The sequence below is a fragment of the Mycobacterium kubicae genome, assembly GCF_015689175.1.
GTDB lineage: Bacteria > Actinomycetota > Actinomycetes > Mycobacteriales > Mycobacteriaceae > Mycobacterium > Mycobacterium kubicae.
This window is the reverse complement of the sequence record NZ_CP065047.1, coordinates 3,605,894-3,623,820: the sequence shown is the minus strand read 5'-3', so window position 1 is coordinate 3,623,820 and position 17,927 is coordinate 3,605,894. Positions and strand designations below refer to the sequence as shown.

Annotated in this window: 19 protein-coding genes and 1 tRNA gene; 13 read left to right on the top strand and 7 right to left on the bottom strand. The window is 64.1% G+C overall.

All coding sequences use genetic code 11. The annotated features are described in order from the left end of the window. Nucleotides 1–10: 10 nt before the first annotated feature. The gene (gene dnaG, locus I2456_RS17035) at nt 11–1,927 is read left to right on the top strand and encodes a DNA primase (RefSeq protein ID WP_085073526.1); all 1,917 of its coding nucleotides are present in this window, start codon (nt 11–13) and stop codon (nt 1,925–1,927) included. A 6-nt stretch (nt 1,928–1,933) separates the two neighbouring features. Here the strand turns inward: dnaG and I2456_RS17030 are convergent, their stop codons facing one another. Continuing rightward, nucleotides 1,934–2,179: a hypothetical protein gene (locus tag I2456_RS17030; RefSeq protein ID WP_068029657.1), complete on the bottom strand. Its 246-nt coding sequence runs from the start codon at nt 2,177–2,179 to the stop codon at nt 1,934–1,936. Nucleotides 2,180–2,332: 153 nt separating this feature from the next. On the opposite strand from I2456_RS17030, the gene I2456_RS17025 reads away from it, so the two are divergent. Next, nucleotides 2,333–2,408: transfer RNA gene (locus tag I2456_RS17025), tRNA-Asn, on the top strand. Between the two features lie 11 nt (nt 2,409–2,419). Here the strand turns inward: I2456_RS17025 and I2456_RS17020 are convergent. Then, entirely contained in the window at nt 2,420–2,866 is a 447-nt protein-coding gene (locus I2456_RS17020) for a DUF5994 family protein (protein ID WP_068029660.1), read from the bottom strand. Between the two features lie 464 nt (nt 2,867–3,330). On the opposite strand from I2456_RS17020, the gene I2456_RS17015 reads away from it, so the two are divergent. Further along, nucleotides 3,331–3,561 (top strand): hypothetical protein, encoded by a 231-nt coding sequence (locus I2456_RS17015; RefSeq protein WP_068029663.1) that lies wholly within the window; start codon nt 3,331–3,333, stop codon nt 3,559–3,561. Between the two features lie 28 nt (nt 3,562–3,589). Here the strand turns inward: I2456_RS17015 and I2456_RS17010 are convergent, their stop codons facing one another. The 5 genes from I2456_RS17010 to cysK all read right to left on the bottom strand — a co-directional run bounded on the left by I2456_RS17010 (nt 3,590) and on the right by cysK (nt 6,834). Continuing rightward, nucleotides 3,590–3,871: an ANTAR domain-containing protein gene (locus tag I2456_RS17010; RefSeq protein WP_241007742.1), complete on the bottom strand. Its 282-nt coding sequence runs from the start codon at nt 3,869–3,871 to the stop codon at nt 3,590–3,592. A 292-nt stretch (nt 3,872–4,163) separates the two neighbouring features. Next, nucleotides 4,164–4,616 carry a DUF4395 domain-containing protein gene (locus tag I2456_RS17005; RefSeq protein WP_068029667.1) on the bottom strand — a complete coding sequence of 151 codons (453 nt, stop codon included), beginning with the start codon at nt 4,614–4,616 and terminating at the stop codon, nt 4,164–4,166. A gap of 39 nt (nt 4,617–4,655) precedes the next feature. After that, entirely contained in the window at nt 4,656–5,114 is a 459-nt protein-coding gene (locus tag I2456_RS17000) for a thioredoxin family protein (RefSeq protein ID WP_085073532.1), read from the bottom strand. Nucleotides 5,115–5,215: 101 nt separating this feature from the next. Then, on the bottom strand, nt 5,216–5,899 hold the full coding sequence (cysE, locus tag I2456_RS16995; protein WP_068029671.1) for a serine O-acetyltransferase: 684 nt from the start codon (nt 5,897–5,899) through the stop codon (nt 5,216–5,218). Nucleotides 5,900–5,901: 2 nt separating this feature from the next. Further along, nucleotides 5,902–6,834 carry a cysteine synthase A gene (gene cysK / locus I2456_RS16990; protein ID WP_085073525.1) on the bottom strand — a complete coding sequence of 311 codons (933 nt, stop codon included), beginning with the start codon at nt 6,832–6,834 and terminating at the stop codon, nt 5,902–5,904. 788 nt (nt 6,835–7,622) lie between these two features. Here cysK and I2456_RS16985 point away from each other — a divergent pair. The 10 genes from I2456_RS16985 to I2456_RS16940 are packed head-to-tail and all read left to right on the top strand — an operon-like array spanning nt 7,623 to nt 17,923. Further along, nucleotides 7,623–8,390, top strand: a complete 768-nt coding sequence (locus I2456_RS16985; protein WP_068029677.1) for an MlaE family ABC transporter permease — start codon at nt 7,623–7,625, stop codon at nt 8,388–8,390. Next, nucleotides 8,387–9,235: an MlaE family ABC transporter permease gene (locus I2456_RS16980; protein WP_068029680.1), complete on the top strand. Its 849-nt coding sequence runs from the start codon at nt 8,387–8,389 to the stop codon at nt 9,233–9,235. Before I2456_RS16985 ends, I2456_RS16980 begins: the two co-directional genes overlap by 4 nt. Before the next feature lie 6 nt (nt 9,236–9,241). Next, on the top strand, nt 9,242–10,510 hold the full coding sequence (locus I2456_RS16975; RefSeq protein WP_085073524.1) for an MCE family protein: 1,269 nt from the start codon (nt 9,242–9,244) through the stop codon (nt 10,508–10,510). Continuing rightward, complete coding sequence (locus I2456_RS16970) at nt 10,507–11,535, top strand: MCE family protein (protein ID WP_085073523.1); 1,029 nt, start codon at nt 10,507–10,509, stop codon at nt 11,533–11,535. Before I2456_RS16975 ends, I2456_RS16970 begins: the two co-directional genes overlap by 4 nt. After that, nucleotides 11,532–12,713 carry an MCE family protein gene (locus I2456_RS16965; protein ID WP_139823087.1) on the top strand — a complete coding sequence of 394 codons (1,182 nt, stop codon included), beginning with the start codon at nt 11,532–11,534 and terminating at the stop codon, nt 12,711–12,713. The genes I2456_RS16970 and I2456_RS16965 overlap by 4 nt, the downstream gene beginning before the upstream one ends. Continuing rightward, nucleotides 12,710–14,032, top strand: coding sequence for an MCE family protein (locus tag I2456_RS16960; protein WP_085073522.1), 1,323 nt, complete (start codon nt 12,710–12,712; stop codon nt 14,030–14,032). Before I2456_RS16965 ends, I2456_RS16960 begins: the two co-directional genes overlap by 4 nt. Then, complete coding sequence (locus I2456_RS16955) at nt 14,029–15,150, top strand: MCE family protein (protein ID WP_085073521.1); 1,122 nt, start codon at nt 14,029–14,031, stop codon at nt 15,148–15,150. The genes I2456_RS16960 and I2456_RS16955 overlap by 4 nt, the downstream gene beginning before the upstream one ends. Continuing rightward, nucleotides 15,150–16,628, top strand: coding sequence for an MCE family protein (locus tag I2456_RS16950; RefSeq protein ID WP_085073520.1), 1,479 nt, complete (start codon nt 15,150–15,152; stop codon nt 16,626–16,628). The genes I2456_RS16955 and I2456_RS16950 overlap by 1 nt, the downstream gene beginning before the upstream one ends. 18 nt (nt 16,629–16,646) lie before the next feature. Continuing rightward, complete coding sequence (locus tag I2456_RS16945; RefSeq protein WP_085073519.1) at nt 16,647–17,273, top strand: Mce protein; 627 nt, start codon at nt 16,647–16,649, stop codon at nt 17,271–17,273. Next, nucleotides 17,270–17,923: a hypothetical protein gene (locus tag I2456_RS16940; protein ID WP_085073518.1), complete on the top strand. Its 654-nt coding sequence runs from the start codon at nt 17,270–17,272 to the stop codon at nt 17,921–17,923. Before I2456_RS16945 ends, I2456_RS16940 begins: the two co-directional genes overlap by 4 nt. Nucleotides 17,924–17,927 lie beyond the last annotated feature (4 nt).

Sequence of the window (17,927 nt, the reverse complement as noted above, 5' to 3'; positions counted from 1 at the left end):
GACTGAGCCGATGGCTGGCCGGATCTCTGATCGCGATATCGCCGCCATCCGGGAAGGCGCACGCATCGAAGACGTCGTGGGCGACCATGTCCAGCTGCGTAAAGCCGGTGCCGACTCACTCAAGGGCCTGTGCCCGTTTCACAACGAGAAGTCACCGTCCTTCCACGTGCGGCCCAATCACGGCCACTTCCACTGCTTTGGCTGTGGCGAGGGCGGTGACGTGTTTGCCTTCGTCCAAAAGATCGAGCACGTCAGCTTCGTCGAGGCCGTCGAACTGCTCGCTGATCGCATCGGCTACACCATCACCTACGCGGGGCCGGCCACCAGCGTGCAACGAGACCGCGGCAGCCGCAGCCGGCTCGTCGCGGCCAACGCGGCCGCTGCCGAGTTCTACGCCGAGGCGCTGGAGTCCGACGAGGCCGCCCCGGCTCGCCGGTACCTGACCGAACGCAACTTCGACGCCGCAGCCGCCCGCCGGTTCGGTTGCGGCTTTGCGCCGTCGGGCTGGGACCGGCTGACCAAGCATCTGCAGCGCAAAGGTTTCGAGTTCAAGGAGCTGGAGGCCGCTGGGCTGTCCCGGCAGGGCCGCCGTGGCCCGATCGATCGCTTTCACCGGCGACTGCTGTGGCCCATCCGTACCGCGTCCGGCGAGGTCATCGGTTTCGGGGCCCGACGCCTGTTCGACGACGACCCCATGGAAGCCAAGTACGTCAATACTCCCGAAACGGTGCTGTACAAGAAGTCGTCGGTGATGTTCGGCATCGACTTGGCGAAGCGCGACATTGCCAAGGGCCATCAAGCGGTCGTCGTCGAGGGCTATACCGACGTGATGGCCATGCATCTGGCCGGGGTCACCACCGCCGTCGCATCGTGCGGAACCGCCTTCGGTGACGAGCACCTGGCGATGCTGCGCCGGCTGATGATGGACGACAGCTTTTTTCGCGGCGAGCTGATCTACGTCTTCGACGGAGACGCGGCCGGCCGCGCCGCCGCCCTCAAAGCCTTCGACGGCGAACAGAACCTCGCCGGACAGTCCTTTGTCGCTGTCGCCGCTGACGGCATGGACCCGTGCGACTTGCGGCTCAAGTCCGGTGACGGCGCCCTGCGCGATCTGGTCGCACGGCGCACGCCCTTGTTCGAGTTCGCGATCCGGACCGCGATCGCGGAAATGGATTTGGACAGCGCCGAGGGCAGGGTGGCCGCCCTGCGTCGTTGCGTGCCGATGGTCAGTCAGATCAAAGACCCGGCACTGCGCGACGAATACGCGCGCCAGCTCGCGGGCTGGGTCGGCTGGGACGACGTCCCCCAAGTCATCGACCGGGTACGCAACACGGCCAAAGGCGGCCAACCGGCCGGACGGAGCGGGAACGGGTCGGGTGCGCCTGGGCAAGGCACCCGGCCGGGCTCGAAGGCCAAGGCCGGCAGCGCGACCCGCCCCGACCCGCGTGACCCGACCCTGTGGCCACAGCGTGAGGCGCTCAAATCGGCGTTGCAGTATCCGGCGCTGGCCGGTCCGGTGTTCGACACGTTGACCGTGGAGAGTTTCACTCACCCCGGCTACGCGGCGGTGCGCTCGGCCATCGAGGCCGCCGGAGGTACGTCGACCGGTGCCAGCGGCGCCCAGTGGATCGACGCGGTGCGTCAGCAGACCTCATCGGAGTTGACCGCGGGGTTGATCACCGAGCTGGGCGTGGAGTCCGTCCAAGTCGACGACGAAAAACTGCCGCGGTATATCTCCGGGGTGCTGGCCCGCTTGCAGGAGGTGTGGGTGGGCCGCCAGATCGCCGAGGTCAAGGCGAAATTGCAGCGCATGTCGCCGATCGAGCAAGGCGATGAGTACCACGCGCTGTTCGGCGATCTGGTCGCCATGGAGGCTTACCGACGCAGTCTGTTGGAGCAGGCCAGCGGCGACGACGTCAGCGCCTGAGCGCGGTCAGGGCGCCGTTCTCTGTTGCCGCTCGATGACTGCCGTGTGGTCGTCGATCTCGGTCAACGTGACGAACCCGGCATCGGGGGAGATACGGTTGGCGATTTTGCGGCGTCCGGCTTCGATAACCGATTTGGCGGCAGGGCTGCCGGTGAGCGCGCGGTAGGTGCCCGCGATCTGCTCGTAACGGCGACGCCCGGCCTTGGTGCCCAACACGTAGCCGACGCCGAGGACGGCGACATATCCGATCAAAACGGTCCCTCCACTAACAGTCCGTTGGTTCCATCCTGCCTCACCCAAAGGGACCCGCGCGCGGCATGGTCCGGTCGGGTTCTAGTTGGGTGTGACCATGCCAGTACGCTAGAGTCGTCCCGCGTCGGCGCCAGCAATCGCGCGGAGCGGTAGTCCCCTGTAGCTCAACTGGCAGAGCATTCGGCTGTTAACCGAAGGGTTGAAGGTTCGAGTCCTTCCGGGGGAGCCACCTGCGAACGATCAGTGCACTCCTGCAGCCCGTTGTTGTTGGGCTGCGCGGACGATCAAACCGGCCGTCAGGAATGCGCGTTTGTCCCGGTCCACAGCATTGATCGGAAGATTTGCCGCGCAGCGCAGCACCATCAGGGCCAGCGCGGTGTAGGTGGCGAACGGAATGACCAGCAGGTTCGCGCATGCGTCGGCGCCGCAGACGCTGATCACGTGTTGGCGCTTGTGCTCCCACCCGGCCCAGTTGAAGTCTGGTGGCCGTTGCAGCGGCGGCCAGTTGACATTGATGCCTGTGATGGACCCCAGCGTGGGCGTCAAGAGCGAGACAAGCTCAGGCAGTTCGTTGGTAAGGCGGTCTGCGCGAGGCCACCAGGCCCCGTCGATGTCCTGTCCCAGCTCGGTGGCAAGCGACATCCGAACGGGATTGGATCGCCCTCGCGTGGTGAGCGGGCGGGTCATCGGTTAGTAGAGATAGCGGCTGCAATAGACACGGACGGTTCCTTCCGATGGAGCTCTACCGCCCCACGGGTCGGGGCGGAAGGAGGAATCACATTGCCCGTGGGTGTCATCCGTGCCGATTACGGCGGACCACCGCTGACAACGAAACGGCTCAGCTACGACGGTACCTTTGACGTCGCCGGATAGGAAACGGGCCGCGCCGCATTCGCCTCCTTTTGGCCTTCTTGTACGCAACCACCCTGTAGGCTGGGGACATCGGTGATACCTCGAACTCGGCTAGTCAAAGCCAGTCGTCGCTGAAAAGTTTGACCGGCTTGCGGTCAAGACGGGAGCGTCGTGATGACGCTGCAACACGACCGCACGCATGTCGGGCGCCCGCATCCCCTTTCGGTACACGTATCGCTTCTGCGGCCTTCGGCGCAGGGGCAGGCGTTTGCCGTGACAGACATGAAGGAATAACAGGAATGGCTCAAAGTTGGTCGGAGGCACCGCAAGTGCATCCATCGGAGATTCGCGTCGGTGACGTCATCGGCACACTGCGGCCGACCGAGGCGCGTTACACGGTCAAGCTGATCGGCGGGCCGCAGAAAACCCCGAAGCGGTGGACCTTCTTCTGCCGCGATGACGTCGGCCAGCAATACGCGAACTCTTTCGGTGAGGACGAATTAGTCCGTCGGTACGCCAAAGCGTCATGACCTATGGCTGTGGCGACCGCAACGGCCGCTACAGCAGGTAAGTGAGGCCCCACTCCCGCTCAGCGGCCAGTTGAGCGGCGGCGTCCGCAGGCTGGTTGTCCGCGTCGCGGCTGGCCAGATTCACCAAAGCGCCCGCAAGAGCAAAGATCGGCACTCCCTGGCGTTCACTGACCGAGATCAACTCGCGGAACGCGGCGTAGGTGCTGCAGCGTCGCCAGCCGACGAGTATCCCGACCGCGGTGTCGAGCGAACGCGTGGTTTCGTTTCGACCGCCGCTGAATCGCGGTTGAGTGTCTAGACCCTCGATCAACTAACTTCTCCAATCGCGTTGTGGGGCCGCGGCCGCTCGTGACATGCCGGAACTGACACCGCGAATGAACCTGGCTGCATAACCAGGCGAGCGCCCCATCTGTACGTGAATCAAGAGCAGCAACAGTCAATTGTGAAGCGGCGCCTTACCACATACCGCAGCCGCGGGCACTGTTGCATGGCCACACTATAAGGCATCCACGGCAGATCCCCCGCCGATTCAAATGATCGACTCACGGGCGCTTTAAACCTTTGTCTCCGAGACTCTTTCGCCTACCGTCGATGCACCCGGTCTATGCTGTCGACGCGCGACGAAGCCGGGCGACGAACGGATACATCTGGCAGCCCAAGCAGATACCGAAAGCGGCGTTGAGGAACGAGGCGAATAGGGCGAAAGCCGTCGCGATCACGCCAATCAACTGGATGCCCGCCGCAAAGCCGATGACACCGACCACGGCAAATACCAGTCCGACCAGCTGCGCAAACTTCAACGGCGCCACCGGCTCTCGCTCCTTCACTGCGCCGATGCGAGGCGCGATGAACGTCCTGAACAGCAAACCGTAGGGGCTATTGCGAGGCCCGCGTACAGCGCTGACTGCGAAGATGATGGCTTGGATACCCAGGATCACCGCCGCGCCGGGAACACTGATCGCCGAGACGAGCAAGGTGACCACCAGTACGGTGGTGGTGATCCACGCTGCAAAGCGTGGACCCCGGACGTCTACCTGGTTGCTATCGGTCGACACTGCATGACTCCTGTCGGGATGGTGGCCTGAAATTCGTACCTAGTCAATGGCTTCTCCGCCCATCAGCGCCCGCAGTGCGGTCTGCAAATCGGGCGCCTTGGGCACGCCCGACGTCCGATACCGTTGCCGCCCTTGGGCGTCGAAGATGAAAGTAGTGGGTAGCGAGAGCACCGACAGTCGCCGTGCGGCGACCGAGTTCTCGTCGATGTCCACTTCCACGTGCGCGACACCGGGCAGTTCGGCGCAGACTTGGTCGACCACTCGGCGCACGCCAGCGCACGGCCCGCACCAATCCGCACTGAAATGCACGATGGTCGGACCGGTGTCGGACAACCCCAATCCCGCTGTCTCTGCAGCACTTTCGATGCCGACCGACGCGCCGCCGGAAGGGCTGGCGTCGCGCAGCACACCCGAGCGTCGATTGACCGCAACGCCGATCGCGGTGGCACCGGCCAAAGCCGCCACGGTCGCCGTCGCTGCGGCCACGAGTCCACTCACCAGCACACCATCGCTCTTCAGCTCCAACGAATCTCAGTCGCGATGCGACCCACCGGGCCGTTGATCACTGGCCGCAACCACCGGAGCACGTCCCTTATTCCTCAGATGGAAAAGTCTTCGCCGTGCCAGACGCCGGCTTCAGGAGGCCGGATGACCCGGCCGGTTTGCGGCCTGCCATCGTGTGCCTCCAGTCGGGCTACCCGAGCGAGCAGCGATTGCAGACTGACGCCGACAAGGTCGGGCAGCTTGGATTCGTCCTCGCTGGCAGGAGTGGACCGACTGACGATCTGGCCGGGCACTCCGACGACGACAGCGCTCGACGGCACCTCCTTTACCACGACAGAGTTGGCGCCCACTCGGCTGCCGTCCCCGATTTTTATCGCACCCAAAATTTTGGCTCCGGCGCCGATGACGACCCGATCACCGACGGTCGGATGTCGCTTCCCCGTGTCCGCGCCGGTGCCTCCCAAAGTGACCCCGTGGAAGATCGTCACGTCTTCGCCCACCTCGGCGGTCTCACCGATCACTACGCCGGTCGCATGGTCGATGAACAGGCCGCCGCCGATCTCGGCACCGGGGTGGATGTCGACTCCGGTGAAGATCCTGGTCAATTCTGAAACCACGCGGGCAACCACCCGTGCCTCACGGCGCCACAGCCAGTGGCTTACTCGGTGGCCCCATACGGCGTGCACGCCTGGGTAGGCGAAGACGACCTCGAGGACACTCGGTCGAGCGGGGTCCCGGTCGCGGGCCGCCTGGATGTCACGCCGGATCGCCGCCAGCATGACTAGTCCTTCAGATCGGCGAACAACACCGTACTCAAATAGCGCTCGCCGTAGCTGGGGAAAACGACGACGATCAGTTTGCCGGCGTTCTCCGGCCGACGGGCCAATTCGATGGCGGCCCAGGCGGCCGCGCCGGAGGAGATGCCCACCAGCAGTCCCTCTTCGCGGGCCAGTCGTCGCGCTAGTTCCAGCGACTCGTCGTTGCCGACGGTGATGACCTCGTCGACCAGACCAAGGTCGAGCACCGGCGGCACGAACCCCGCGCCAATGCCCTGGATTGGATGTGGTCCCTTCTGACCGCCGGACAGCACCGGCGACGCGGCGGGCTCGACGGCGACGAATTGGGCCGACGGTCGGCGTTCCTTGATCGCCTGCGCAACCCCGGTGATCGTGCCGCCGGTCCCCACGCCGGAGACGAAGATATCGATCTTGCCGTCAGTGTCCTTCCACACCTCTTCAGCGGTGGTGACGGCGTGGACTGCCGGATTGGCCGGGTTCTCGAACTGCTGCGGAATGAAATAGCGGTCGTCGGATTTGGCGAGTTCCTCGGCTTTGGCGATCGCGCCGGCCATGCCTTCGGGGCCCGGCGTCAGGATGACCTCGGCGCCGTACGCGCGCAGCAGCATCCGCCGCTCAACGCTCATCGTCTCCGGCATGGTCAGCACACACTTGTATCCGCGGGCAGCCGCTACCATGGCCAACGCGATACCAGTGTTTCCGCTGGTCGGTTCCAAGATGATGGTGTCTTGCTTGATCAACCCGGCTTTCTCGGCCGCGTCGATCATGGCCACCCCAATGCGGTCCTTCACACTGCCCGCGGGGTTGAACGACTCGAGCTTGGCGACGACGTCGGCCACGGCGCCTTCGGTGACCCGGCGCAGCCGCACCAGCGGCGTCCCCCCGATCAATTGCGTGATGTTGTCGGCGATGGTCATCGGCAAACTCCAACGATGTCGGCGGAGGCCTCGTCGGCCCAGGTGGTGTCAAACACAATTGTCACGTGCGCGGGTGTGGTTGATGCAAGGGGAGTAAGAGGTTGGGTGTTGCCGGCCATCGCAGCGCCGGTCAACAGGTTGGGCACTGCGGTTGGTCTCGTCCGGAGCTCGCCGCGCCTGGCACGGGCCGGTTCAGAGTGCACAGGCATGGGCGGGTGATCTCCTGAGAATCCTGGCGGAGCATCGCGGCCGTGCTGGGCGGCTCACTGCAACCGTTGGTCGGCGAACGACGCGGAACTTGCTCGGGACAAGAAGATCAACAACAACAGCCCAGGTCGTGGCGCGAGGGAGCGAAGCGCGGCGGACAGGCCTGTTGCATGAGGCCCACTATAACCATGCCGCATTCTGGCCGTTTTGCTCACGCCTGTGGAACACATATGCGGAGATCGGCGCCTTCTCGCCCGCGCTGCGCGCAATTAACACGGGGACAGGACCGTAGGGTGTCGTGCACGACTAGAGACCGTGACTGCGCCGTTATTGGCGTGACGGGCGCATTACTTTCTGGCTGATCGCAAAGCTGGCAAACGTATGCACCGGCTTTTAAGCTGTGCCCGTGCATCTATCTGCAATTGGGCCGTCGGGCCGAGCCCGGGTTGCGGATATCGTTATGATGTTGCAGCGCAAGGGATTTCACAGAATAGTGATTCCGACCGCTCCTTCCGGGGTGTGAACGTTGGGCGGCTCGAGCCGCAGAGAACACTGGGCGACCTCGGGGGTGAGCAAAACCGATGAGCACCACGACCTTCGCAAAACCCATGAACGCGTTGGGTGAATTCTTCATGCTCAGCGCCGAAACATTGGTGACCGTGTTGCGCCGACCCTGGGCGTGGCGCGAGATTTTGGAACAAATCTGGTTCGTGGCCCGAGTGTCGATTTTTCCGACCATTATGTTGTCGATCCCGTACACCGTCCTGATCGTGTTCGTGCTGAACATTCTGCTCGTCGAGATCGGTGCGGGCGACCTATCCGGAGCCGGGGCAGGACTGGCGTCGGTGACGCAGGTGGGTCCGGTGGTCACCGCTATGGTCGTCTCGGGCGCCGGTTCCACCGCGATGTGCGCGGACCTGGGGGCGCGCACCATCCGCGAGGAAATCGACGCGATGAAGGTGATCGGGGTCAACCCGGTTCAGGCCCTGGTGGTTCCTCGCATCATCGCGGCTACCTTCGTCGCGGTGCTGCTGTACTCGGTGGTCGCGGTCACCGGGTTGACCGGCAGCTACATCTTCGTGGTGTTCGTCCAGCATGTCACCCCCGGTGCCTTCGTCGCGGGGATGACGCTCGTCACCGGCTTGCCGCAGGTGGTCATCTCGCTGATCAAGGCAACGATGTTCGGACTGTCCGCCGGACTGATCGCCTGCTACAAGGGCCTGTCGGTAGGAGGCGGCCCCACCGGTGTGGGGAATGCGGTGAACGAGACGGTCGTGTACTCCTTCATGGCGTTGTTCTTCATCAACATCATCACCACGGCGCTCGGGGTGAAGGTGACGGCCAAATGAGCGCGGGCGTGAATGAGCCGTCGTGGTTAGGCGCCGTCGGCCCCAGGGTGGTGTCGTCCACCCGAAAGTTGGGTGAGCAGACCGCCTTCTACGGACGGTCCCTGGTCAACATCGGCGAAGCGGTGCGTCGCTACCCAGGAGAACTGCTGCGTCTGATCGCCGAAATGGGTATGGGCACCGGCGCTTTGGCGGTGATCGGGGGCACCGTGGGCATCATCGGGTTCCTAACCCTGACCACCGGTGCCCTGGTGGCGGTGCAGGGTTACGACACCTTGTCCAACATCGGGGTGGAAGCCATGACCGGTTTCCTCTCTGCCTTCCTGAACGTCCGCATGATCGCGCCCTGCACAGCGGGACTGGCGTTGGCGGCGACCATTGGCGCCGGCGCGACCGCCCAACTCGGTGCCATGCGCATCAACGAGGAGATCGACGCCCTGGAGGTGATGGGCATCCGCGCAATCACCTACTTGGCGTCCACGCGGATCATCGCCGGCATCTTGGTGGTCGTCCCGCTGTACGCCGTGGCGGTGCTGATGTCATTCGTCGCAGCCAAATTCCTCACCATCTCGGTGTACGGCCAATCTCGCGGCGTCTACGAGCACTACTTCTCCACCTTCTTGCGGCCCACCGACCTGATGTGGTCGTTCGTCTCTGCCCTTGCCATGGCAACCGGTGTCATGGTCGTGCACACCTACTACGGTTTCACCGCCTCGGGCGGCCCCGCCGGCGTGGGTGAAGCGGTCGGTCGTTCCGTGCGGTCATCGATGATCGTCACAGCGTTCGTTTGCCTGATGGTTTCGCTGTCCGTCTACGGGCAGCACGGCAACTTCAACTTGTCGGGATAGCCGTCCATGAGTAACCACCGCGACAGCGGCCCGTTTCGGCAAAACACGGTCCGCTACAGCAAGATCGACCCGATCTGGTGGGCGCCGACATTGTTCCTCGTCGTCGCCGGATTGATCGTGATTACCGCGGGGTCGTTCTCCGGCAAATTCGAATCGTCGATTCCGCTCACGCTGGTGTCGGATCGTGCCGGGCTGGTGATGGAACAAGGCGCCAAGGTCAAATTGCGCGGCGTCCAGATCGGTCAAGTGGGCTCGATCGGCACTGACGTGAAAACCGCGCGGCTGCAACTGAAGATGCAACCCGGCGCGTTCAAGTATCTACCCAGCAATGTCGAGGCCGAAATCAAGTCGACAACCGCATTCGGGTCGAAATTCGTCGACCTGATAGTGCCCGAGCATCCCAGCGGGACTCCACTGAAACCCGGCTCGGTGTTGCGCTCCCGCAATGTGACCGTCGAAGTGAACACGGTGTTCGAGAACCTGCAGTCGGTGGTCCAGGCCCTGGACCCGGCCAAGATGAACTCGATCCTGTCCGCGTTCGCACAGGCACTGCGCAACAAGGGCCCTCGGCTGGGGCAGGCGATCACCGACACCAACGACATTCTGCTGGCGGTCAACCCGCGCATGCAGACCGTGCATCAGGACTGGCGGTTGTTCGGTAAGACCACTGCCGCTTACTCGACCGCCGCACAAGACATCCTGTCGATCCTGGATTCCGCTGCGACGACCAGCAACACCATCACCGCCAACCAGCAGTCGCTGGACGCGTTGTTGATGTCAGCAATCGGCTTCAGCCAGACCGGCATCAGCGTCATCGGTAGGAACGAAGCCAACATCGTGCACGCCATCAATCAGCTCGACCCGGTGACCAAGCTGCTGGAGACCTATTCGCCGACCTACACCTGCTTGTTCCAGGGGGCACAGTGGTACGTCGAGCACGGCGGCCGAGACACGCTGGGCGGCAACGGATATTCCTTCATCATGGACGCCGGCCTGCTCTTCGGTGACGACCCCTACCGCTACCCCAAGCATCTGCCCAAGGTGAATGCCACCGGCGGCCCCGGAGGCCGGCCCAGCTGTGGGTCCCTGCCTGACCCCAGCGCGAACTTCCCGGTGCGTGCGCTGGTCACCGACACCGGCTGGGGTGCCGCTCCGAATGAAATCCGCACCAACGTCGCGGCCGGCAATCCCTGGTGGGCCAACTACTTCCCGACCACCAAGAACCCACCCGAGCCGCCGCGCTACTTCTACCGTGGGGGACAGCCGCCGCCATGAGAAGGAAGCTTTCCAGCATCATCGCGCGAGTCGCGCTGTTCACGGTCGTGTGCTTGCTGTTCACGTTCACCCTGATCGCGGTGTTCGGCCAACTGCGCTTTGAGGACCGCACCGATTACCATGCGGTCTTCACCAACATCTCCGGACTCAAGTCCGGCAACTTCGTCCGCATCGCCGGGGTCGAAGTCGGCAAGGTCGGCGACCTGACGCTCAATCGCGACGGCACGGTGCACATCGACTTCGCCGTCGATCGGGGCGTGCGGCTCACCGAAGGCACCAAGGCCGTCGTGCGCTACGAAAACCTCATCGGGGACCGGTATCTCGCGCTCGAAGACGGTCCCGGACCGCCGCGCCGACTTGCCCCCGGGGCGACCATTCCGTTGGCCCGAACCTCACCCGCCCTCGATGTCGATGCGTTGATCGGCGGTTTCCGTCCGCTGTTCCGCGCACTGGACCCAGACCAGGTCAACGCGCTGTCCGGTCAACTCCTGCGGGTGTTTCAGGGGCAGGGCGGCACGCTCGCCTCGGTGCTGGCGCAGACCTCCGTGCTCACCTCCACGCTGGCCGGACGTGGCCAACTGATCTCCGAGTTGATCACCAACCTGAACACCGTGCTCCACACCTTCGCCACCCGCGACCACGAGTTCTCCGACGGATTGGACAAGCTCGCGCAGTTCGTTGACGGACTGGCCCAGCGCAAAGACGACATCGCCACCGGACTGGCGTACGTCAACGCGGCCGCCGGGTCGATCACCGACTTGCTCAGCCAGTCGCGTCAGCCGATCAAGGACGTCGTGCACGAGACCGACCGCATGTCGGGTCAGGTGCTGGCCGACCGCGACTATGTCGACGGCCTGCTCAAGAGCTTGCCCGACGTTTACCAAGTGCTGTCCCGGCAAGGCCTCAACGGCGACTACTTCGGCTTCTACTTCTGCGAAGTACTGCTGAAGCTGAATGGCAAGGGAGGCAACCCGATCTACGTCAAGCTGATCGATCAGCCGTCTGGGCGGTGCACGCCGAAATGACTCGTGGCACCGACAAGTGGCGCACCAAGCGCAGCCCGTTCCTGCTCGGCGTGATGGGCACCGTAATCATTCTCTGCGTAGTCGTCGTCGCCTTCCAATACAACAAACTGCCGTTCGTCAACCAATACAACGACTACGCGGCCTATTTCTCCGAAGCCGGCGGCATCAAACCCGGCAACACCGTCCGGGTGTCCGGCATGGGTGTCGGCAGGGTCACCGACGTGCGCCTGGACGGCACCAAAGTGCGGGTCGGCTTCACCGCTCGCAAGAACGTCGAATTGGGCGACCGCACCGAAGCGTCGATCAAGACCGAGACGATCCTGGGCACCAAAATGCTCGAGCTGACATCGCGCGGCGACGGGCGGTTGAAGATCACCATCCCGCTGGAACGTACTACCTCTCCATACGACCTGCCCGACGCGCTGGGTGACTTGACCACCACGATCAGCGGCCTGGATACCACTCAATTGTCCTCGGCCCTAACCACTTTGGCCGACACCTTCAAAGAAACGCCGGCCAATCTCCGACCCGCCCTGCAGGGAGTGGCGCGGTTCTCCGAGACGCTCAACAATCGGGACGCGCAGCTGCGCAGCCTGTTGTCGAACGCCAACAATGTCAGCGGCGTTCTGGGCAAACGCAGCCAACAGATCGCCGGGCTGGTGCGCAACTCGAACGCCTTGCTCGCGGCCCTGCTGCAGGAGCGGGATTCCATCGACGCCCTGATGAACAACCTCACCGCGGTATCGCACCAGATCTCCGGCCTGGTCGCCGACAACCGCAGCCAGCTCAAACCGGCGCTGGACAAGCTCAACGGCGTGCTCGAAGTACTCGACAACCGCAAAGAAGATCTACAGCGGACTCTGCCCAAATTCAAGCGCTATGCGATGTCGTTCGGCGAAGTCCTGGGTTCCGGCCCGTTCTTCAAAGCCTATGTCGCGAACTTGATTCCCGGTCAGCTCAGCGGCCCGATCCTCGACTCACGCATGTATGACCGGTATCTGGACCCGAACCAGCGGGTGCCTTCGCAGTCGGTGGATCCACCGACCGGCACGCCGCCCGTCCCGCCGGAGGCCGCACCGGTGCCATTGTGGTCCCAGCCTCCTTCGCCGGGACCCGCCCCGGGACCACCGCCGGAGCCCGCGCCCGCGCCGGCGCCCGCCGAAGCCGGAGGGCAGTGACCATGGATCGGCACACACTTCGACGAGCCACAGCCATCAGCCTGGTCCTGACGCTAGCCGTCGCATCGTTTCTCGTCGGCAAGGGGTTGTGGAAAGACGTCGACAAGAACTCCTACTCGGCGTATTTCCCGGAGACGACAGGCCTTTTCGTCGGAGACGAAGTCCGGATCTTGGGTGTCGGAGTAGGTGTCATCGACAAGATCGAACCGCAGCCGGCCAGCACCAAGGTGACTTTCTCCGTCGACAAGCAATATGCGATCCCGGCCGACGCGCGCGCGGCGATACTGTCGCCTTCGCTGGTGACATCACGGGCCATCCAGCTCGTTCCGGTGTACTCCGGCGGCCCCAAACTGACCCCCGGCGCGTCGATTCCGCTGAACCGCACCGCGGTGCCCGTCGAATGGGATGACTTCCGTAGACAACTGGAAAAGCTGACCGACGCTCTGCAGCCGACGAGCCCCAACGGCGTGAATTCCCTTGGCGAGTTCGTCAATTCGACGGCGGACAACCTGCGAGGCGAGGGCGACACGGCTCGAGACACCGTGATCAAGCTATCTCAGGCGATTTCCGCACTGGGTGATCACGCCGACGACATCTTCAGCACCGTGCGCAACCTGCAGCTGCTGGTGTCGGCGCTGTCCTCGAGCAGCGATCTGCTGGCGTCGTTCAACCAGAACCTGGCAAGCGTGACAACCATACTCAGCAACACGCCCAACGAAGTCGCCAACGCGGTCCAGGGGCTCGATGGGGCGCTGTCGGACTTGCGCGGGTTCTTGTCGGAGAACCGGGAATCGATCGGCGTCACCTTCGACCGGCTGAGTTCCATCACCACCGCCCTCAACGACAGCCGTGCCGATATCAAGCAGATACTGCACATCGCCCCTACGGTGTTTCAGAACTTCACCAACATCTACCAACCGGCGCAGAGCGCGATGACCGGCATCATCGCGTTGAACAACTTCGCCGACATCCCGCAATGGATTTGCAGTTCAATCGAAGCGGCCTCCCGGCGAGGCTTGGACCGGGTGTCCAAGCTGTGCCTGCAGTACGTCGAGCCGATCATCAAAAACCGCATCTACAACTACATTCCGGCCGGGATCAATCCCTTCGTCGGAACGCAGGCGCGGCCGACCGAGATCACCTACAGCCAGGACAGTCTGCGGCCTGACTTCACCCCGCCGCCCCCGCCGGATGCACTGGCCCCGGCGCCTGGTGAGCAGCAGCCACCCGCCGAGGTGCCGTCGTCGCCGGCGCCGACGGTGCCCGATCCGAAACTTGGCCTGCAGGGCCTGATGGTCCCGCAGGGCGGCGGATCATGAGGCGCGCCATCATCGCAGCGTTCAGCGCTGCCTGCGTAGTGGCACTTTCGGGGTGCGGATGGCACGGGCTGAATTCCTTCACCCTGCCCGGGACCGCCGGCGGGGGACCCGGCTCCTACACCATCCAGGTCCAAATGCCGGACGTCGTAAGCATTCAGGAGAACACCCGAGTCCTGGTTGACGACGTCAACATCGGCAATGTGACCAAAATCGAGCTGCAGGATTGGCATGCCCTGGTGACCATGCGCATCAACGGTGATGTCCATCTGCCGGGTAACTCGACCGCCAAGTTGGGGCAGACCAGCCTGCTGGGGTCGATGCACATCGCGCTGGCGCCACCCAAAGACGAGCCGCCGGTCGGTGAACTGAAGAACGGGTCGGTCATCCCCTTGTCGCGCGCCAGCCTGTATCCCAGCACCGAGCAGACGTTGGCTTCGGTGTCGGTGTTGCTCAACGGCGGCGGCCTCAATCAGCTGCAGGAGATCACCCAAACGTTGGCCAAGGCATTCACCGGCCGTGAGAACGACATGCGCAGCCTGCTGGGCCAACTCGACCAGTTCATCGCCAGCACCAACGTCCAGACCGACGACATCATTGCTGCGGCCGAGAACCTCAATGGGTTGGCCGGACAGGTCGCGGCCAAGGACCCGGTCGTCGATCGGGCTTTGACGACGGTGCCCAAGGCGCTGGCGGTCTTGGCGCAGCAGCGCAGCAAGATCGCCGAGGCGATCGATCAGCTGGGCAAGTTCAGCGCGATCGCCGCCGACACCATACGGCAGAGCAAGGAATCTCTGGTCAACAATTTGCGCAACATCGCGCCGGTGCTCCGCTCGCTCGCCGACGCCGGACCGGCGCTCACCAAGGGTCTGGACGGGTTGGCGACCTATCCGTGGCCGACTTCCACGGTCACCAACTGGTTCCGCGGTGACTACGCGAATCTGACGATGATCGTCGATCTGACGTTGAGCCGCATAGACACCGGGCTCTTCACGGGTTCTCGGTGGGAAGGCAATCTCACCCGGCTCGAGCTGCAGTGGGGGCGCACCATCGGCATGCAGCCCAGCCCGGCCACCGGCGGGAACCCGCTGACCTTCCCCTACCACGACGGGGGATATTGATGCTGCGCCTCAGTCGTCGGACCTGGATTCAGTTGGCGGTCTTGTCGTTGGTGACGCTGGTCTCGTGTGGTGCCATGGCTATCAACTACATGAAGCTGCCCGAGACATTGTTCGGGATCGGCGAGTACAACGTGACGGTCGATCTGCCGCAATCGGGTGGCCTGTACCAGACTTCGGTGGTCACCTATCGCGGCACCGACGTGGGTCAGGTGAAGTCGGTCGACGTCACCGCCACCGGAGTGCGGGCCGTGCTCGCCATGCGGTCCGGGGTCAAGGTTCCCGCCAACGTGCAGGCGTCGGTGCACAGCCGCTCGGCGATCGGCGAGCAGTACATCGAACTGACCCCACAACCCGGAAAGGACGCGGCACCGTCACGGATGCTGCGGGCCGGTGACGTCATCCCGGCCGGACGCGTCGATGTGCCCGTCGACATCGGGCGTCTGCTCGACATGACCAACCGTGCGCTGCAAGCGATCCCACGGGACAACCTACACACGGTCATCGACGAGACCGATCGGGCCGTCGGTGGCCTGGGACCCGAACTGTCCCGGATCGTCGACGGGTCGACAGCGCTGGCACTGGCCGGTGGCCGGACCATCGATCCACTCGTCAGCCTGATCGACCAGTCGCCCCCGGTGCTGAACTCTCAGGTACAGACATCCGACGCCATTGCGACCTGGGCTCACCACGCCGCAGCTATCACCGCGCAGTTTCAGGCGCAGGACGCTGCCCTACGAGATCTGCTGACGCAAGGCAGTTCTGGCATCGAGGAAGGCCGCGCGCTGTTCGATCGGGTCGCACCCGCGGTGCCGGTACTGTTCGCGAACCTGGTGAGTCTCGCTGACATCGCTGTCGTGTACCGCCACGACATCGAACAACTTCTGGTGCTGTTTCCGCAGGGCATCGCGATCATGTCGGGGTCGCTGGTGCCGAACGCGGGCACCAAACAGGATTACCGCGGCTTTTATCTCGATTTCAACCTCAACATGAACCTGCCGCCGCCCTGCACCACGGGGTTCCTGCCGCCGACGCAGCGGCGATCGCCGGCCGACGTCGACGCTCCGGACCGGCCGGCCGCCGACCTGTATTGCCGCTTGCCGCAGGACTCGGAGCTCAATGTCCGTGGCGCGCGCAACATTCCGTGCGAGAACAAGCCGTGGAAGCGCGCTCCTACGGTCGAACTGTGTGAGAGCGACGAGGAGTATGTGCCGCTCAACGACGGATACAACTGGAAAGGGGACCCCAATGCGACCACCAGCGGTCAAGGCGTCCCGCAGTATCCGCCGGGACAAGATCCGCGGCTGTCACCACCGCGGGGAACCGCACCACCGCAACCACCGCCCCCGCCGGTTGCGGTCGCGACTTACGACCCGAACACGGGTGACTACGTCGGCCCGGACGGGCACCGCTACACCGAGTCCGACTTAGCGCACCCGCGTGCCAAGAACTGGCAGTCCCTGCTGGTGCCGCCGCCGTAATCAATCTCAAGGAGCGACGTGGCCGACGAGCCGAAAACCCCTGATACCGAAGACAGCCCCGCCGACGAGGCAGTCGACGAGACGGACGCACCCGAAACCGCGGACGGCACAACGCCATCCGCGCATCGGCCGGCGCGCCGACGACACCGCAATGCGCGTCGCCGACTGTCCCAGGCCGGGCAGGCGCTGGTAGCCGGCGGCGCCGCCGTGCTGGCGCTAGCCGGACTGACGGGCTGGTTGGGTTACCGCGCCTACGAACAGCGTCAGGCCCAACAGCAACGGGAGCTGTTTGTGCAAACCGCTCGCCAGGGCGCAGTGAACCTCACCACGCTCAGCTACACCGAGATCGACGCGGATGTGCAGCGGATCCTGGATCTGGCGACCGGAGCGTTTCGCGATGACTTCGACAAACGATCGCAACCGTTCAAGGAACTGGTCAAGGCCGCCCAGTCGAAATCCGAAGGCACCGTTACCGACGCGGGATTGGAATCCCAACGCGGAGATTCGGCTCAAGTTCTGGTCGCGGTCGCGGTGAAGTCACGCACCGCCGGCGGCGAAGAGGCACCAAGGGAGTGGCGCATGCGCATCGAAGTTCAGCAGGTCGGCGGCGACGCCAAGGTGTCCAACGTGGTGTTCGTCCCATGACCGCCCTCGAACAGCAGACAGTCGACCGCGACGAGGAAGACCAGGCCGTCGCTCCAGACCTCGAGCCAACCTCGGAAACTCCGACGGGCGCGGAAGATTCGGTCAGCAGCAGCGAGTCCTCCACCCCGGACGATGAGGAGGCCGCAACCAGTCGGCAACGGCGACCGATCGTGTGGTCGCGGGTGCTGGCCTTCGGTGTGTTGCCCGGGCTGGCATTGTTGCTGACCTTGGCGGCCGGATACTTCAAATGGGTAGACGTGACCGCGACAGAGGTAGCGCAGGCCCGGGCGGACTCGGTTCGGGTGGCCAGCGAAGACGCGGTCGCGTTGTTGTCGTATCAGGCCGATTCGGCGGACAAAGAGCTGGGCGCGGCGCGCGAACGACTGACCGGTGACTTCAAAGACGCCTACACGGCCCTGACCCGCGAGGTCGTCATTCCCGGCGCCAAGCAAAAGCACATCTCTGCCGTCGCCAAAGTTAGTGCCGCATCGTCTGTTTCGGCAACGGCGAAGCATGCCGTGGTCCTGTTGTATGTCAACCAGTCGGTCACCATCGGGGACGGCGCTCCGACCGATACCCAACCCGTCATACGAGTCACCTTGGAGAAGGCCAACGGTCACTGGCTCGTGTCGCGTTTCGATCCGGTCTGAGTCA

Bases quoted from the DNA above. Each gene is read 5' to 3' on its own strand.
- dnaG (WP_085073526.1), top strand. From the start codon at position 11: ATGGCTGGCCGGATCTCTGATCGCGATATCGCCGCCATCCGGGAAGGC.
- I2456_RS17020 (WP_068029660.1), bottom strand. From the start codon at position 2,866: ATGACCCGCCCGCTCACCACGCGAGGGCGATCCAATCCCGTTCGGATG.
- I2456_RS17015 (WP_068029663.1), top strand. From the start codon at position 3,331: ATGGCTCAAAGTTGGTCGGAGGCACCGCAAGTGCATCCATCGGAGATT.
- cysE (WP_068029671.1), bottom strand. From the start codon at position 5,899: ATGCTGGCGGCGATCCGGCGTGACATCCAGGCGGCCCGCGACCGGGAC.
- cysK (WP_085073525.1), bottom strand. From the start codon at position 6,834: ATGACCATCGCCGACAACATCACGCAATTGATCGGGGGGACGCCGCTG.
- I2456_RS16985 (WP_068029677.1), top strand. From the start codon at position 7,623: ATGAGCACCACGACCTTCGCAAAACCCATGAACGCGTTGGGTGAATTC.
- I2456_RS16980 (WP_068029680.1), top strand. From the start codon at position 8,387: ATGAGCGCGGGCGTGAATGAGCCGTCGTGGTTAGGCGCCGTCGGCCCC.
- I2456_RS16975 (WP_085073524.1), top strand. From the start codon at position 9,242: ATGAGTAACCACCGCGACAGCGGCCCGTTTCGGCAAAACACGGTCCGC.
- I2456_RS16970 (WP_085073523.1), top strand. From the start codon at position 10,507: ATGAGAAGGAAGCTTTCCAGCATCATCGCGCGAGTCGCGCTGTTCACG.
- I2456_RS16965 (WP_139823087.1), top strand. From the start codon at position 11,532: ATGACTCGTGGCACCGACAAGTGGCGCACCAAGCGCAGCCCGTTCCTG.
- I2456_RS16955 (WP_085073521.1), top strand. From the start codon at position 14,029: ATGAGGCGCGCCATCATCGCAGCGTTCAGCGCTGCCTGCGTAGTGGCA.
- I2456_RS16950 (WP_085073520.1), top strand. From the start codon at position 15,150: ATGCTGCGCCTCAGTCGTCGGACCTGGATTCAGTTGGCGGTCTTGTCG.
- I2456_RS16940 (WP_085073518.1), top strand. From the start codon at position 17,270: ATGACCGCCCTCGAACAGCAGACAGTCGACCGCGACGAGGAAGACCAG.